We start from the raw sequence: 14,207 nt of genomic DNA, 5'->3' as shown, positions 1-14,207 counted from the left end.
GATGAAGCCAGAAAAACTGATCATAAGTGCCTTCGGGCCTTACGCGGGGAAAACGGAAATAGATTTTGGACAGTTGGGAGAACAGGGACTTTTTCTCATTACCGGGGATACAGGGGCGGGAAAGACTACCATTTTCGATGCCATTACCTTTGCGCTGTATGGGGAAGCCAGCGGCGAGGTTCGGGAAGCGGGGATGCTCCGCAGCAAATATGCCGGGGAACAGGAGCCTACCTTTGTGGAACTGACCTTTTCAAGCCATGGAAAAGAGTACCAGGTCAGGCGCAGCCCGGAGTATCTGCGTCCCAAGGGGCGGGGAACTGGCTATACCCTTCAGAAAAGCGATGCCCAGCTGACATTTTTTGACGGCCGGCCCCCGGTGACTAAAATGAAAGAGGTAACAAAGGCGGTGACGGAGCTTTTGGGACTGGATTACCGCCAGTTTACTCAGATTGCCATGATCGCCCAGGGAGATTTCCAGAAGCTTCTTCTGGCAGGAACAGCAGAGCGGGCGGAGATTTTTCGCCGGATCTTCCATACAGGGCTGTACCAGGAGTTTGAGAACCGGCTGAAGGGAGCCATGAAGGAGCGCTGGAAGGATTATGACGAGCTGCGCCGCAGCATCAGCCAGTATCTGGACGGAGTGCGCTGCGACTATGCCCCAGAAACACAAACGGAATTTGCAGCGTTAAAAAAAGAGCATTTCGATGGGAAAGCCGTTCGGGGGATCGAGCTTTTGAGCGGCCTTTTAGAAACGGATCAGGAGCGCCTTAAGGAATTTGACAGGCAGCTGGGAGAAATTGAAACCAGTATCCAGCAGGAGGATCAGCTGTTGGGAAAAGCCAGACAGGCAAAGCGTCTGGCAGAGGAGCTTTCTGACCGCAGCAGGGCGCAGGATGAGCTGGTTCCTGTACTTGAAGCGAAACGCAGAAACCTTAAGGAGGCAGAGGCGGCGGCCTCTGTCTGCGGTCTGCTGGATCAGCAGATCCGAAGGGGAATGGAGCAGGCGGAGCAGTTTGAGGAACTGGCGCGCTTAGAAGAAACGGCCCGAAAAAAGGAAACACTGCTGACCGGGCTGACCGGACGGAGCCTGAGGTGCAGGGAAAGGGCCGCGTCTCTGGATCAGCAGCTGACTGCGTACAGAAAGCGCCGGGAGGAGCTTTTAGGGACAGAGGCCGAAGGCGAGAAACTGAACTTTGAAAAAGAGCGGAGGCTGTCAAAGAAAAAGGAACTTCTGCATCATATGCAGCTTTTAAAACAGCTTTCAGAGGAGGAAAAGAAGGAAGAGGACGCGGCAAAGGCCGGGGAATGGGCGTTAAAGGAACAGGAGAGGGCGCTGGCAGACCGAAAGGAACAGATCGCCGGTCTTATGGAACTGGATGCCCGCCTGGTTAAGCAGTCGGAAGAGGAAAAAAGGCTGAAAGAACTGGAGCAGGTGAGACGGCGGTGGAAGAAGAGAGCCGAAGAAACGGCCAGGATTCAGGAACAGTACCGCCAGGCATACGCAAAGAAACACCTCATTCGCCAGGAGTATGATCAGATGGAGAAGCTCTTTTTTGACGCCCAGGCAGGTCTTTTGGCCAGACACCTGAAAGCCGGGGAAATGTGTCCGGTCTGCGGTTCCCTTCACCACCCCAGACTGGCCAGCCTTCCACAGGCGGCTCCAAAAAAGGGGGAGCTGGATGAAAAGAAGGCAGAGCTTGCAGCGCTGGAAGGTATGGTAAGGCAGCTTTGCGCCGATGCCGGTCACGGAGCTGAGGACTGCAGTGCCTTAAAGGAACAGGTGTGGAAGGGGATCAACACTGGAGCGGCAGAGGATCCTGGAGCGCTTTCAGATGAAAAACGGGCCGAAGAAGAGATTTCAGGGCGGCTTGTGGCGCTGGTGCGGGAAATAGGAGAGATTCAGGCGAAAATCAGCCTCAGAAAGAAACTGACTGGAGAACAGGAGGCTCAGGAATTTCATTTGAACCAGTGCCGGGAGCAGGTACAAAAAGGCCTGCGCAGACTGGAGGTCATAAAGAGCCGGAAGAGAGAAACATTCCTGAGGCTTTGGGAAGAACTGAGAGAGATAAACGAGACGGAGTCTTTAGAGGATTTCGCCTCTGAGGATGCCGGGGATCCGCCTGCACCTGAGGTGCTGTGGAACCAGCTGAGCCAGGCAATTGAGAGATGGGACAAACAGCTGGAGGAACTGGAGAGGAGAATAAGCTTCTGTCAGAAACGGCTGGATGAATGTACACTCCTTAAGACGGCTATTTTGCAAAAGGAGCAGGAATTAGCAGGTCTTACCGATGAAAGTGGACGTCTGGCAGTGGAAACAGCCGCTTTGGGGGCAGAGCTTTCTTCTGTGAAAGCGCAGGCTGCTTCTCTCAGAGAAAAGCTGGGAGAGGGAGACGGGAAAAAACTGCTGGAAAGGATCGAGTCCTGGCGGAGCCAGGCGCAGGCTTTGACCAGGGCAAGGGAACAGGCAGAAAAAGAGGCAAAGGCCTGTGAAACAGGCTTTACCGCCCTGCAGTCAGCGATTGCCACATTAAAAGATCAGCTGGAAGAAGCGGGCGAATATTCCCAGGAGGATGCGCTCGCCCGCAGGGCCTTTTTAAAGGAACAAAAGGAGGCTCTTTTATCGAAGCGAAGCAGCCAGTATGCAGCTGCTGAGAATAACCGGAGGATCTTTGAGGCCGTTCGGGGCCGTCAGGCCAGGATGGCGGCTGCGGAGGAGGAATACGTCTGGATGAAAGCGCTGGCGGATACGGCAGGAGGAACCTTAAGCGGAAAGCCTAAGATTGAATTTGAGACCTATGTGCAGATGGCCTATTTTGACCGGATCCTGCGCAGGGCGAATCTCCGTCTTATGACCATGAGCAGCGGTCAGTATGAATTAAAACGTCAGGAGGCAGGGGAGAATAAGAAAGAGAAGGCAGGACTGGAATTAAATGTAATTGACCATTATAATGGTACAGAGCGCAGTGTGAAAACACTGTCAGGAGGAGAGTCCTTCGAGGCCTCCTTATCCCTGGCTTTGGGCCTGTCTGACGAGATTCAGTCAAATGCGGGAGGGATTCGCCTGGATGCCATGTTCGTAGACGAAGGGTTCGGCTCTCTGGATGAAGAATCCTTAAACCAGGCCATGAAAGCCCTTCACAGCCTGGCAGAGGGGCGGCGGATGGTGGGGATCATTTCTCATGTGTCCGAACTGAAAGCCCGGATCAGCCGCAGAATCGTGGTGACAAAGAACCGCAGCAGGGAAGGTGTAGGAAGCACCGTGCAGGTGATCGGCGATTAAGCGCCGCCGCATAAAAATGCGTATCCCCGGTTTTGAGCCATGGGGAACGGATCAATCATAGAAAATGGGGGAAATAACATATGAAACAGACAAAAAAGAAACTTGCAATCTTAGGAAACGGCTATCTGGCCGGGATTATAACAGAGGCCTATGGAATGGGACTTTTAGAGGGCTATGAGATGACCGGTATCCTGGGACGGACAGAGGAAAAGACAAGGAGGCTGGCCGAAGCAGCCGGATGCAGGGCTTGTGCTTCCATAGAAGAACTTTTAGAGGCAAAGCCGGATTATGTGGCAGAAGCCGCTTCCGTCGCCGCGGTCAGAGATTATGGAAAAAGGATTCTCTGCTCCGGGGCAAGTCTGGTGGTCCTTTCTATTGGGGCATTTGCAGACAGGGGATTTTATGAGAACGCAAAGAGATGGGCTGCGGATAACGGTACGAGGATCTATCTGGCCTCTGGAGCCGTAGGAGGCTTTGATGTGCTGCGCACGGTATCGCTCATGGCCCTGGCGCAGAAAAAGAAAGCAGGTGCGGATGACTCTGAGGGGGCAATTACCGCGGATTCTCTGTCCGGCTTTCTGACAGCAGGCATTTCCACCAGAAAGGGCCCGGCCTCTCTGTGCAATACGCCTGTATTTAAAGAGCATTTTATGACAGATACACAGGAGGCAAAAGCCTTTTCGGGCAACGCAAAGGAGGCCATTTCCCTTCTTCCAACAAAGGTAAACGTAGCCGTCGCTTCCGCTCTTGCCACTGCCGGCCCTGATGAGACCACGGTAGAGATTGCCAGCGTTCCGGGAATGGCAGGAGATGACCACAGAATCACCGCAAAGATCGGGGGAACGGACGAGGTGGAGGCAGTGGTAGACATCTACTCCCGCACCAGCGCCATTGCAGGCTGGAGCAGCGTTGCGGTTCTAAGAAATATTCTGTCGCCGGTGGTATTTTAAGATCAGCAGAAAGATGTGAAAGGAAAAGAAGATGTTTCGTAAATTAACAGCCATTGAACCTGTGAGCCTGGAGGACTGGGCGGAGGAAAAACTGAATACGTATGCAAAAGAAGTGACCTTATACAGAGATATCCCGGCAGATGAGCAGGAGATTATCCGCCGGATCGGGGACTCGGATGCAGTGCTTGTAAGCTACACTACAAGGCTGGGACGCAGCGTGCTGGAAAAATGCCCGTCGATCCGCTATATCGGGATGTGCTGCAGCCTTTATTCCGAGGAAAGCGCCAATGTGGATATAGCCTGTGCCAGAGAACAGGGAATCCGGGTTATGGGAATCCGCGACTACGGCGACCGGGGCGTGGTGGAATTTGTTTTAAGCGAGCTGGTGCGTTTCCTTCACGGCTTTGACCGGCCCCTGCTTTACGATCTTCCCACAGAGATCACCGGACTTAAGGCGGGAATCATCGGCCTTGGCGTATCGGGAACCATGATTGGGGAGGCATTACAGTTTATGGGGGCTGAGGTCTCCTATTTCAGCCGTACCCGCAAGCCCCAAAAGGAGGCAGAAGGCTTTATATACCGTCCCTTAAAGGAACTGTTGTCTGAAAGCCAGGCTGTGTTTGCCTGCCTGAATAAGAATGTGATTCTTCTTGGCGGGGAGGAGTTTAAGGCGTTTGGAAAGGGAAAGCTCCTCTTTAACACCTCTATTGGCCCGGCCCATGAGGTGCCGGCTCTGGCAGACTGGCTCAGCGCCGGGGGAGGTTATTTTATTTGTGATACAGAAGGGGCTCTGGGAGATACAGAGGGGATTTTAAGGGACCGTTCCCATGTGATCTGCCCCAATGTGTCTGCGGGAAGGACCAGACAGGCCTTTGGCCTTTTAAGCAAAAAGGTGCTGGACAATATTGAGATATTTTTAGGTGAGGCAGAGAAAAAAGCATGAAATCACTGGTAATCGCGGAAAAACCGTCCGTTGCACGGGACATTGCACGGGTATTAAAATGCGGAAAAAATATAAACGGAGCCATAGAAGGAGATTCCTATGTGGTAACCTGGGGACTGGGCCATCTGGTTGAGCTGGCCGACCCGGAAAGTTATGATCCTCGGTATAAGGAGTGGAAGCTGGAGGATCTGCCCATGATCCCGGATCCATTTAAGCTGGAGGTTATCAGGCAGACGGGAAAGCAGTATCAGGCAGTAAAGGCGCAGCTTCACAGAAAAGACATCTCCCAGGTGATCATAGCCACGGACGCAGGGAGAGAGGGGGAGCTGGTAGCCAGGCTGATCTTAAAAAAAGCAGGCAATAGCAGACCCGTAAAGCGTCTCTGGATCTCCTCTGTGACGGATAGGGCCATCCGGGAAGGTTTTGCTTCGTTAAAGGACGGAAAGGAATATGAGGCTTTAAGAGATGCCGCCCTTTGCCGTGCAGAGGCAGACTGGCTGGTAGGGATCAACAGCACCAGGGCGCTTACCTGCAAATACAACGCCCAGCTCTCCTGCGGCCGGGTTCAGACCCCTACACTGGCGATGATTGCCGCAAGAGAAGCCCAGATCCGTTCCTTTGTGCCAAAGCCCTATTATGGCATCAGGGCCAGAGCAGCAGGGCTTGCGTTAAACTGGCAGGATAAGAATTCATCCAGTTTCTGTTCCTTTGATAAAGCCCGGATGGAAGGACTTATAAGAACCCTTGAAAATAAGCCTGCCGTTGTATCTCAGGTAAAGCGCACGCCGAAAAAGACCCAGCCGCCGCTGCTTTATGACCTGACAGAGCTTCAGAGAGATGCCAATAAAAGGTATGATTATACCGCCAAAGAGACGCTAAACATCATGCAGCGTCTGTATGAAAATCACAAGGTCTTAACCTATCCAAGAACCGATTCCCGGTATTTAAGCCAGGATATTGTTCCCACCATCAAAGAGCGGTTAAAGGCCTGCTCCGTGGGGCCTTACCGTCAGGCAGCCGGGGGGCTGATCAGCCGTCCATTGCCAGGAAAGCTGTTTTTTGTAGATAATGCCAGGGTTTCCGACCACCATGCGATTATTCCTACGGAACAGTTCGTCCAGCTGGACCATATGACAGTAGATGAACGCCGTATCTATGATCTGGTGGTGCGCCGCTTCCTGGCTGTCCTCTATCCGCCCTGTGAATACGAGCAGACGGCTGTTACGGTTCAGATCGGGGGAGAACGCTTTACGGCTCATGCCAATATAGTTGTTTCGTCAGGCTGGAGAATGGCCTATGAGGGGCAGATGACTGCGTCAAATCGGGACTGGGATGAGGAAGAAGGCAAAAGTGGAGAGGAGGAAATACCGGCTGCCCAGAGCCTGCCTGACTTGACAGAAGGCGCAGATATAGGGCCTGTAACCCTTACAATGACAGAGGGAAAGACAAAGCCTCCGGCTCCGTTTAATGAAGCAACCCTTCTCTCTGCCATGGAAAATCCTGTGGCTTACATGGAATCAAAAGATAAGGCCATGGCAAAGGCGCTGGGCGAGATGGGAGGCCTCGGCACCGTAGCCACCAGGGCCGATATCATTGAAAAATTATTTTCCAGTTTTTTGCTGGAAAAGAGAGGGAAAGACATTTTCCTGACCTCTAAGGCGAAGCAGCTTCTGGAACTGGTGCCGGAGGATCTGAAAAAGCCGGAACTGACAGCCGACTGGGAAATGAAGCTTTCAAGGATTGCAAAGGGAAGTCTGAGGCGGGATGATTTTATGAAGGAAATCCGGGGCTACTGTAAGGAACTGCTGGACCAGATCAAAACTGGAGAAGGCCAGTTCCGCCATGACAACCTGACAAATACGAAATGCCCGGACTGCGGAAAGAGGATGCTCCTTGTAAAGGGGAAAAACAGCCAGATGCTGGTATGCCAGGACAGAGACTGTGGCCACCGGGAGACTATTTCCAGAACTTCCAATGCCCGCTGTCCGGTCTGCCATAAGAAAATGGAACTGCGCGGCAAAGGCGACGGACAGATTTTTGTGTGCAGCTGCGGACATAAGGAAAAGCTGGCCGCTTTTAAGGATCGCAGAAAGAAAGAGGGAGCCGGCGTTTCAAGGCGGGACGTGGCAAACTATATGAACCAGCAGAAAAAAGAGGAAAAAGAACCGTTAAATAATGCGTTTGCGGCTGCGTTAGCCGGAATCAGGGTAGATTCATAAAAAGGAGAGAAAAACGATGGAACGAAGGATAGATCTGGCCGAGATTTCCGATGGAAAACGATACGGTTCGGAGGACATGGTAAAGGCCGGCTGCGCAGACTGTCAGGGCTGCTCTGCCTGCTGTCGGGGCATGGGAGATTCCATTTTGCTGGATCCGTATGATGTCTGCCGCCTGTCGGAGGGCCTGAAAACCGGCTTTGAGGAACTGATGAAGGGGGCTGTGGGCCTTACCATGGCAGACGGCTTGATCCTCCCTCATCTGAAGATGGCGGGAGAAAGCGAGTCCTGCTCCTTTCTGGATGAAAACGGCCGCTGCTCCATTCACTCCTTCCGCCCTGGCTTCTGCCGTCTCTTTCCCTTAGGGCGTATCTATGAAAATGGGAGTTTCTGGTATTTTCTTCAGATCCATGAGTGCAGGAAAGAAAAACGCTCCAAGGTACGGATCAGAAAATGGCTGGATATTCCGGAGCTTGCCCGTTATGAGACATTTATCAGTGACTGGCATTATTTTACAAAGGATCTGGGAGAACGGATACAGAGCCTGGGAGCAGAAGGACAGGAGCAGTCCAAGAAGCTTTGCCTCTATGTGCTGAACCGGTTTTATATAGAACCTTACGGGGGTATGGAACATTTTTATGACCGGTTTTATGAGAGGTTTGCAGAGGCGCAGACGCTTGTGAGAAATTAGCAGGCCGCCCTGCCGGAAATGTGGGAGAAAGGAGGAAACAATGGAAAAACTTCCAAAGGAGTTTATCGGGCGTGTCGTACGGGCCGTCATATTTATCGGACTTGTAACCGTTGGCTGCGCCGGAGTGGCCCTTTTGGGAATGTCAGCAGCCTCGCGGTTTAGACTTACTACCTCCAGGACACAGGTACCTCTGACACGGGTAGCGATCGCAGGAGAGGAGGCGGCGGTTCCCTTAAGCGGTAAGGTTACAGAGGGAAACGGCTGGGTCTTAAGAAATTCCAGAGGGCAGTATACGCTGACCCTGGACGGTTTAGAGGCAGGCAGCGCAGAGGAGGAGACACCGGCCCTTAAGATAGAGGGAGACCTTACAATCATTCTGAAAAAAGGAACCCAAAACCGACTTTTAAGCGCCGGTACGGCTCTTAAAAAAGGGAAAGGAACTCTGACGATCCGGGGGGAAGGAAGACTTGAGGCTCAGGGAGGAGCTGCCGCTATCGGGGCAGACTGGGGAGGCGGAGCGCTGGATCCGGAGCATCCGTCGGCCATCCGTATTGAGGGCGGTATCCTGGAGCTGGAAGGCAAGGAGCTGGGAATCCGGGATGAGACCATAGAACTGGAACAGGGCAGGATTACGATTTTCATTCAGGATGAACATGGAGTCGGGATAGAAACAAATTCCCTGAGAGACGGTGATTTTTCGGGCAGTCTCGATATTCAGGGCGGTGAAATGGACATTAAAAATGCAGCGGCTGTTCCAGAGTAAAGCACATGGAAAACAAAAAAGGAGGAGCAACAGAATGAAACTGACTATATTATGCTATGATAAATGCAGTACCTGCAAAAAAGCCTTAGACTGGCTGGATAAAAAAGGGATCGCTTATGAGAAACGTCCCATCAGGGAGCAGAATCCAACAAAGGAGGAACTGGCTGACTGGCATAAACGCAGCGGACTTCCCTTAAAGCGCTTTTTTAATACAAGCGGAAACCTTTATAAGGAGCTGGGCCTTAAGGACAGGCTGCCCCAGATGACAGAGGAGGAGCAGCTGGCCCTTCTGGCTACGGACGGTATGCTGGTAAAACGGCCTCTGGCTGTTACAGACCAGTGGGTATTTCCCGGCTTTCGTGAAAAAGAGTGGGAGGATCAGCTGGAGGTCTGAGCGGTCAGGTAATCCAGAGACTCAAAGCGGTATCCCATTTCTTCCCATTTCGTCAGGAGTTCATCTAAGATCTCGCCATTGGTCTTAGAGGTGCTGTGAAGGAGGACGACAGCCCCCGGATGGATGCGGCCCAGAAGCTTTTTAAAGGCCTCTTCCTTCGAGGGCTGTTTGTCTGCGTACCAGTCCACATAGGCCAGACTCCAGAAAAAGGTCTTATATCCCATTTCCTTTGCCATCTGTAGGTTGCTCTCGCTGTATTTCCCCTGAGGAGGCCGGTAGTATTTCTTCATTTTCTGGCCGGTGGTCTGCTCATATAGGGTCTCCAGATCAGAGAGCTCTTTTTCAAAGGCTTCTTTGCCTGAAATTTTCGACATATCCGGGTGATGGTAGGTGTGATTTCCTACTGTATGGCCATCTGCGATCATTCGCTTTACAAGTTCCGGGCTGGTTTCCATATAGTTTCCAACCAGGAAAAATGCTGCCGGTGCATTGTGCTTTTTCAGCGCATCTAAAATCGGTTCCGTATTTCCATTTTCGTAGCCGGCGTCAAAGGTGAGATAGATCACTTTTTCATCCGGTTTTCCGGCATACCAGGCGTCAAACTGCCGCAGGTATTCAGCAGAGGCATTTCCAACGGGCGTCTTTCCCTCCTGCGAAAATCCAAGTCCCCAGTTGCCGTCTGCCGAAGCTTCGGCTTTTGCTTCCAGGGAGTCTGCCCCCCCTTTAGAAAGGCGGGATTCAGATACTGCCAGCTGCTCCGTTCCCTCACGCAGCAGCTCTGCTTTCTGGGCGGCCCATTGTCCGGCTCCAAAAGCCCCTAAGAATAATACTCCGGTCAGCACGATCCCCCAGAATGAAAAGTCCCATGATCCGTCATTTTTCATATTCATCCGCTCCCTTATAGACAGCGTGTATGCTCCGGCCCAATGCAAAGGATGGAAAATGCCGGCATACACTGTTAATCCAGTATACAAAGGCGGCCTGTATATTATGCTGATATCTTTCCTCTAAGGCAGGAACACGCCGGTGTGCAGCTGAGTGATCTTTCCGGTGCCAGACAGCCTGTGGCTTCAGGAGAAAACAGTAGCGGATGTCCTTTTGCTGTGCTATACTGACTTCCATCAAAAATGCTGCAAAAGCCCTCAGGCGTCTGCAGAAGGGACAGAAAGGAAAAATATCCATGGCAAAGACCATTATAGTAGGAGATATCCACGGGTGCCTGAAGGAGTTTCAGGCGCTGCTGCCATTGACCGGACTGGATGAACAGGAGGATACGCTTGTTATTCTGGGAGATATCATAGACCGTGGTCCAGATTCCTATGGGGTTCTGAGAAAGATTCTGCGGTTAAAGGCGAAGATGGGGGGACGCCTTCACTGTATTATGGGAAATCACGAAGACATGGCCATTAAAGCGATACAAACCAATGACCGTGTGCATTGGAATCGGAACGGCGGGGGAAAGACAAGGAAGAGCTTTTTTAAACATAAGGATCCCTTTCAGAGATATGTGGGGTATCTGGAGGAACTGCCCCTTTATTATGAGACAGATGCTTTCCTATGCGTCCATGCCGGTGCGGCAGAGGAAGGGCCAAAAGCTACCGACCGCCATACCTTTTTATGGGACAGGGAGATCGCGGGCGGTAAGCCCTATGGAGGAAAGCTTTTGATTTTCGGCCATACCTCAGCGGATCAGGCTGTATACCGGGATGAAAAGGGGAGGCCCGCCCAGATCTTAAAAGGGGATCATCCCCTTCCCAAAAAAGGAAGCATCTGCCTGGATACGGGCTGCGTATATGGAGGCCGCTTATCTGCCATGGTCATAGAAAAGGGAACTTTCCATATATGTTCGCAAGAGGCGGCAAAGGAGGAGCCTATTTCTCATCAACCACCTGAAAAATATAAAATTTAAGATAATACGACTCATCTGCTGCCCAAAGGATCGGATGATCGGCGGCCTGGGTCCGGTATTCGATCTGGCGCAGGCGTTTGTGGACGCTGCCTGCGGCTTCCCGGATGGTTTTTGTAAAAAGCTCCGGATCCATAAAGTGGGAGCAGGAACAGGTGGCCAGATAACCGCCGTCCTTTACCAGCTTCAAGCCCCGCAAGTTGATTTCACGGTAACCTTTGACTGCATTTTTGATGGAATTTCGTGATTTGGTAAAGGCAGGGGGATCCAGGATCACCACATCAAAGGTCTGTCCTTCCTGTTCCAGCTTCGGCAGCAGGTCAAAAACATCAGCGCACTGGAAATGCACCCGGTTTTCCAGACCGTTTAAGCGGGCGTTTTCCTCGGCCTGGGCAACGGCGAGCTGGGAAGCATCTACGCCAAGAACCTGACCGGAGCCTGCCAGACCGGCGTTTAAGGCAAAGGAGCCGGTATGGGTAAAGCAGTCCAGCACCCGCTTTGGCTTTATCCTGCGGCACAGTTCCTGGATCGCCAGCCGGTTATATTTCTGATCTAAGAAGAACCCTGTCTTTTGTCCGTCCTCTACATCTACCAGATAGCGGACTCCATTTTCTGTGATCTCAACCTTGGTGTCAAATGGCTCTCCGATAAATCCCTTGAACCGCTCCATTCCTTCCTGAAGGCGTACCCTGGCGTCACTTCGCTCATAGATACCCCGAATATGGATATGATCCTCCCTGAGCACAGCCATAAGCTTTTCAAGAATCACCGGTTTTAAGCGGTCGATTCCCAGAGCCAGGGACTCTACGACCAGTACATCGGAAAATTTGTCCACCACGATCCCCGGCAGGAAGTCTGCTTCTCCGAAGATGATGCGGCAGCTGGAGGTGTCCACGGTAGCCTTTCTGTACTCCCAGGCATTTCTTACCCGCATTTCGATAAAGTCATCATTGATTATGGCATCCCGTTTTCTGGATAACATCCGCACGGCAAGCCGGGACTGAAGATTGATAAAACCATGCCCTAAGGGATAGCCGTCAAAATCCTCTGCCCGCACCAGATCCCCATTTTCATATTCACCGGTAATGGTGTCGATCTCATTGTCATAGATCCAGGCACTTCCCGCTTTCAGGGAACGGCCTGTACCTTTTTTGATCCGCACGCAGGCGGTCTCTCTGTATAAATCATCCTTTGTCATACAAGTTCTCCTTTTGGCGCAGGGACGGATCTGGGCCGTCTGCTGCGAAAATTACAACCTTATTTATATCACAGATTCTGCGCGTATGCCACCTGTTCATTGAATAAAATGTCCGGATCGCTGGCTTATTTCATTTCAAAAGGATTTTCCGACAGCACATGGATCTGGTCGCTGATGATTTTTTCTGTAAGATGGGCCATCTGCTCCGGGGTTTCTTTCAGGCCCGTTCGCAGCCAGTGCTGAACCAGTCCCACGCAGCCGGAGACGATAAATGCAAAATATGCGTCAAACACGGCTGTATTTCCGGTTCTGACCACCTCCATCCAGTTGTGGAGACACTTGTCCCGGATTACCTGTTTCATCCGGTTGAGGAAATTCAAATCCCCGTTTTCTCCCAGAAGGATCTCCACAAGATCTGCATTCTTATACACAAGGGTGTAGATTTCGTTAAATATCTCAAAAGGCCGGCGGATCAGGTCATCTGCAGTATGCTTTTGTATCAGGCCGTTAAATTCGTCCAGAAGTTCCGATTCTGTCCGGTCTAACAGATCAAATACATCCTTATAATGAAGATAAAAGGTTCCCCTGTTTAAATCTGCCATATCGGTCAGTTCCCGAACCGTGATATCCTGAATCTGTTTCTTTTTTAACAGAGCCACAAGACATTCCCTTAACTGCTTTCTGGTCTTTCTCACCCGTCGGTCCATTGCATCCGTATTCATGCTGTTTCCTCCTTCTCTTTTCCCTTTATACACGATGGAAAATATCGTTTTTTACCTGATTGCACAACACTAACTGAAGAAGTGTCTATTATTCATCAAAGAAAGAAAAATCAATGATTGTTATTTTAGATATAAGTTAGTATAATCCATTATAGTTAAGTAATAGACAAATGTCAATTATTATTTAGGTGGTTGATTAAACCCTTGTATGATGATAAATGATCGGGAGATAAGCAAATGAAACAATGGAATAAGAAGAACTTTTTTGGGCTGCTTTTAACGGCGCTGACTGTTGCCGCCAGCCTGGCGCCCCAGTCATTTCCGGGAAATATGACAGCTCTGGCAGAGGAGGGAACCTCTGCTTTTGGCTGGATCTGTCTGGATGGAAAATGGTACTGGCAGAAGGAGGACAAAACTGCCCTTACCGGATGGCTGAACACAGATGGACGTACCTATTATCTGGATGAAAACGGCGTCATGGTAAGGGGATGGAAGAAGATCGGAGACGATTGGTATTACTTTCACGAAGATGGGGGTATGAATTTGGGAAAACTGGAACTGGACAATGCCGTTTATACCTTTTCAGGCGATGGGGCCCTCACAGGCGCAGCCTGGAGAGAGAACACCGGGGGCGGCGCTTACCCCGCAGGCTGCTATGACGATGAAGAGCAGGCCCTCTTTGACCAGCTGGGAGATGAGAAGAAGGAACAGTATTTTGACGCCCATCCGGATCGGGAGGAGGAGTATGATGGAGACAGTCATACCAGCTATGACCGTTATGCCGGTTTTAAGATGGATGTAAAACTCAACAAAATCGCCGCCGGTCGTCTGGAGGCAGCCATGGAAAAAGGTTATGCAGACGGAAGAGTTACGGGAGAGGGAAGCATAGAGGACTGTCTGGCTGCAGCCAATTACAGAAGGAACAGCACCTGTCAGGAAATCTATGTGCGAAACTGTGAGGATGCAGATGAAGCATTTGACAAAGTGATGGAGATCATGGATCGGAACTATGCGTCAGGCAAAGACAGAAGGTATACGCTGGATTATTATCGGTATATGGGTATGGCGCACTGCGAAAAGGATGGACGCCACTGGTTTATGCTTCTCTTCATGCGCTGACAGAACCATATCAGAAAAAAGATAA

Annotated in this window: 12 protein-coding genes; 9 read left to right on the top strand and 3 right to left on the bottom strand. The window is 51.2% G+C overall.

What is annotated here, in order from left to right; all coding sequences use genetic code 11:
- Position 1: 1 nt before the first annotated feature.
- The 7 genes from HW447_RS12340 (at position 2) to HW447_RS12310 (ending at position 9,237) form a co-directional block, all read left to right on the top strand.
- A complete protein-coding gene (locus tag HW447_RS12340; protein ID WP_176255565.1) occupies positions 2 to 3,280 on the top strand; it encodes an AAA family ATPase in 3,279 nt (1,092 codons plus the stop codon).
- A gap of 80 nt (positions 3,281 to 3,360) precedes the next feature.
- Positions 3,361 to 4,230, top strand: a complete 870-nt coding sequence (locus HW447_RS12335) for an aspartate dehydrogenase domain-containing protein (RefSeq protein WP_176255564.1) — start codon at positions 3,361 to 3,363, stop codon at positions 4,228 to 4,230.
- Positions 4,231 to 4,261: 31 nt separating this feature from the next.
- On the top strand, positions 4,262 to 5,173 hold the full coding sequence (locus HW447_RS12330; protein WP_176255563.1) for an NAD(P)-dependent oxidoreductase: 912 nt from the start codon (positions 4,262 to 4,264) through the stop codon (positions 5,171 to 5,173).
- Positions 5,170 to 7,392, top strand: a complete 2,223-nt coding sequence (locus HW447_RS12325; protein WP_176255562.1) for a DNA topoisomerase III — start codon at positions 5,170 to 5,172, stop codon at positions 7,390 to 7,392. The genes HW447_RS12330 and HW447_RS12325 overlap by 4 nt, the downstream gene beginning before the upstream one ends.
- Positions 7,393 to 7,408: 16 nt before the next feature.
- The gene (locus HW447_RS12320) at positions 7,409 to 8,080 is read left to right on the top strand and encodes a YkgJ family cysteine cluster protein (protein WP_176255561.1); all 672 of its coding nucleotides are present in this window, start codon (positions 7,409 to 7,411) and stop codon (positions 8,078 to 8,080) included.
- A gap of 40 nt (positions 8,081 to 8,120) precedes the next feature.
- Positions 8,121 to 8,843 carry a carbohydrate-binding domain-containing protein gene (locus HW447_RS12315; protein WP_176255560.1) on the top strand — a complete coding sequence of 241 codons (723 nt, stop codon included), beginning with the start codon at positions 8,121 to 8,123 and terminating at the stop codon, positions 8,841 to 8,843.
- Between the two features lie 34 nt (positions 8,844 to 8,877).
- On the top strand, positions 8,878 to 9,237 hold the full coding sequence (locus tag HW447_RS12310) for an arsenate reductase family protein (RefSeq protein WP_176255559.1): 360 nt from the start codon (positions 8,878 to 8,880) through the stop codon (positions 9,235 to 9,237).
- Here the strand turns inward: HW447_RS12310 and HW447_RS12305 are convergent.
- Entirely contained in the window at positions 9,222 to 10,127 is a 906-nt protein-coding gene (locus HW447_RS12305; protein ID WP_408609678.1) for a polysaccharide deacetylase family protein, read from the bottom strand. The genes HW447_RS12310 and HW447_RS12305 overlap by 16 nt on opposite strands.
- A gap of 290 nt (positions 10,128 to 10,417) precedes the next feature.
- On the opposite strand from HW447_RS12305, the gene HW447_RS12300 reads away from it, so the two are divergent.
- Positions 10,418 to 11,146: a metallophosphoesterase family protein gene (locus tag HW447_RS12300; RefSeq protein WP_176255558.1), complete on the top strand. Its 729-nt coding sequence runs from the start codon at positions 10,418 to 10,420 to the stop codon at positions 11,144 to 11,146.
- Here HW447_RS12300 and HW447_RS12295 read toward each other — a convergent pair.
- Both HW447_RS12295 and HW447_RS12290 read right to left on the bottom strand, forming a co-directional pair.
- On the bottom strand, positions 11,109 to 12,341 hold the full coding sequence (locus HW447_RS12295; RefSeq protein WP_176255557.1) for a class I SAM-dependent rRNA methyltransferase: 1,233 nt from the start codon (positions 12,339 to 12,341) through the stop codon (positions 11,109 to 11,111). The two genes, HW447_RS12300 and HW447_RS12295, sit on opposite strands and share 38 nt — an antisense overlap.
- A gap of 125 nt (positions 12,342 to 12,466) precedes the next feature.
- A complete protein-coding gene (locus HW447_RS12290) occupies positions 12,467 to 13,063 on the bottom strand; it encodes a TetR/AcrR family transcriptional regulator (protein ID WP_176255556.1) in 597 nt (198 codons plus the stop codon).
- A gap of 237 nt (positions 13,064 to 13,300) precedes the next feature.
- On the opposite strand from HW447_RS12290, the gene HW447_RS12285 reads away from it, so the two are divergent.
- On the top strand, positions 13,301 to 14,182 hold the full coding sequence (locus HW447_RS12285) for an N-acetylmuramoyl-L-alanine amidase family protein (protein ID WP_176255555.1): 882 nt from the start codon (positions 13,301 to 13,303) through the stop codon (positions 14,180 to 14,182).
- The last annotated feature ends 25 nt before the right edge of the window (positions 14,183 to 14,207 follow it).

The sequence above is a fragment of the Enterocloster alcoholdehydrogenati genome (assembly GCF_013282095.1).
Taxonomy (GTDB): Bacteria; Bacillota; Clostridia; order Lachnospirales; family Lachnospiraceae; genus Enterocloster; species Enterocloster alcoholdehydrogenati.
The sequence above is the reverse complement of the archived record's forward strand: the minus strand, read 5'-3'. Positions and strand labels throughout refer to the sequence as shown.

Coding starts and splice junctions, on each gene's coding strand:
- HW447_RS12325 (WP_176255562.1), top strand. CDS start 5,170: ATGAAATCACTGGTAATCGCGGAAAAACCGTCCGTTGCACGGGACATT.
- HW447_RS12320 (WP_176255561.1), top strand. CDS start 7,409: ATGGAACGAAGGATAGATCTGGCCGAGATTTCCGATGGAAAACGATAC.
- HW447_RS12305 (WP_408609678.1), bottom strand. CDS start 10,127: ATGAATATGAAAAATGACGGATCATGGGACTTTTCATTCTGGGGGATC.
- HW447_RS12300 (WP_176255558.1), top strand. CDS start 10,418: ATGGCAAAGACCATTATAGTAGGAGATATCCACGGGTGCCTGAAGGAG.
- HW447_RS12330 (WP_176255563.1), top strand. CDS start 4,262: ATGTTTCGTAAATTAACAGCCATTGAACCTGTGAGCCTGGAGGACTGG.
- HW447_RS12335 (WP_176255564.1), top strand. CDS start 3,361: ATGAAACAGACAAAAAAGAAACTTGCAATCTTAGGAAACGGCTATCTG.
- HW447_RS12310 (WP_176255559.1), top strand. CDS start 8,878: ATGAAACTGACTATATTATGCTATGATAAATGCAGTACCTGCAAAAAA.
- HW447_RS12340 (WP_176255565.1), top strand. CDS start 2: ATGAAGCCAGAAAAACTGATCATAAGTGCCTTCGGGCCTTACGCGGGG.
- HW447_RS12290 (WP_176255556.1), bottom strand. CDS start 13,063: ATGAATACGGATGCAATGGACCGACGGGTGAGAAAGACCAGAAAGCAG.
- HW447_RS12295 (WP_176255557.1), bottom strand. CDS start 12,341: ATGACAAAGGATGATTTATACAGAGAGACCGCCTGCGTGCGGATCAAA.
- HW447_RS12315 (WP_176255560.1), top strand. CDS start 8,121: ATGGAAAAACTTCCAAAGGAGTTTATCGGGCGTGTCGTACGGGCCGTC.
- HW447_RS12285 (WP_176255555.1), top strand. CDS start 13,301: ATGAAACAATGGAATAAGAAGAACTTTTTTGGGCTGCTTTTAACGGCG.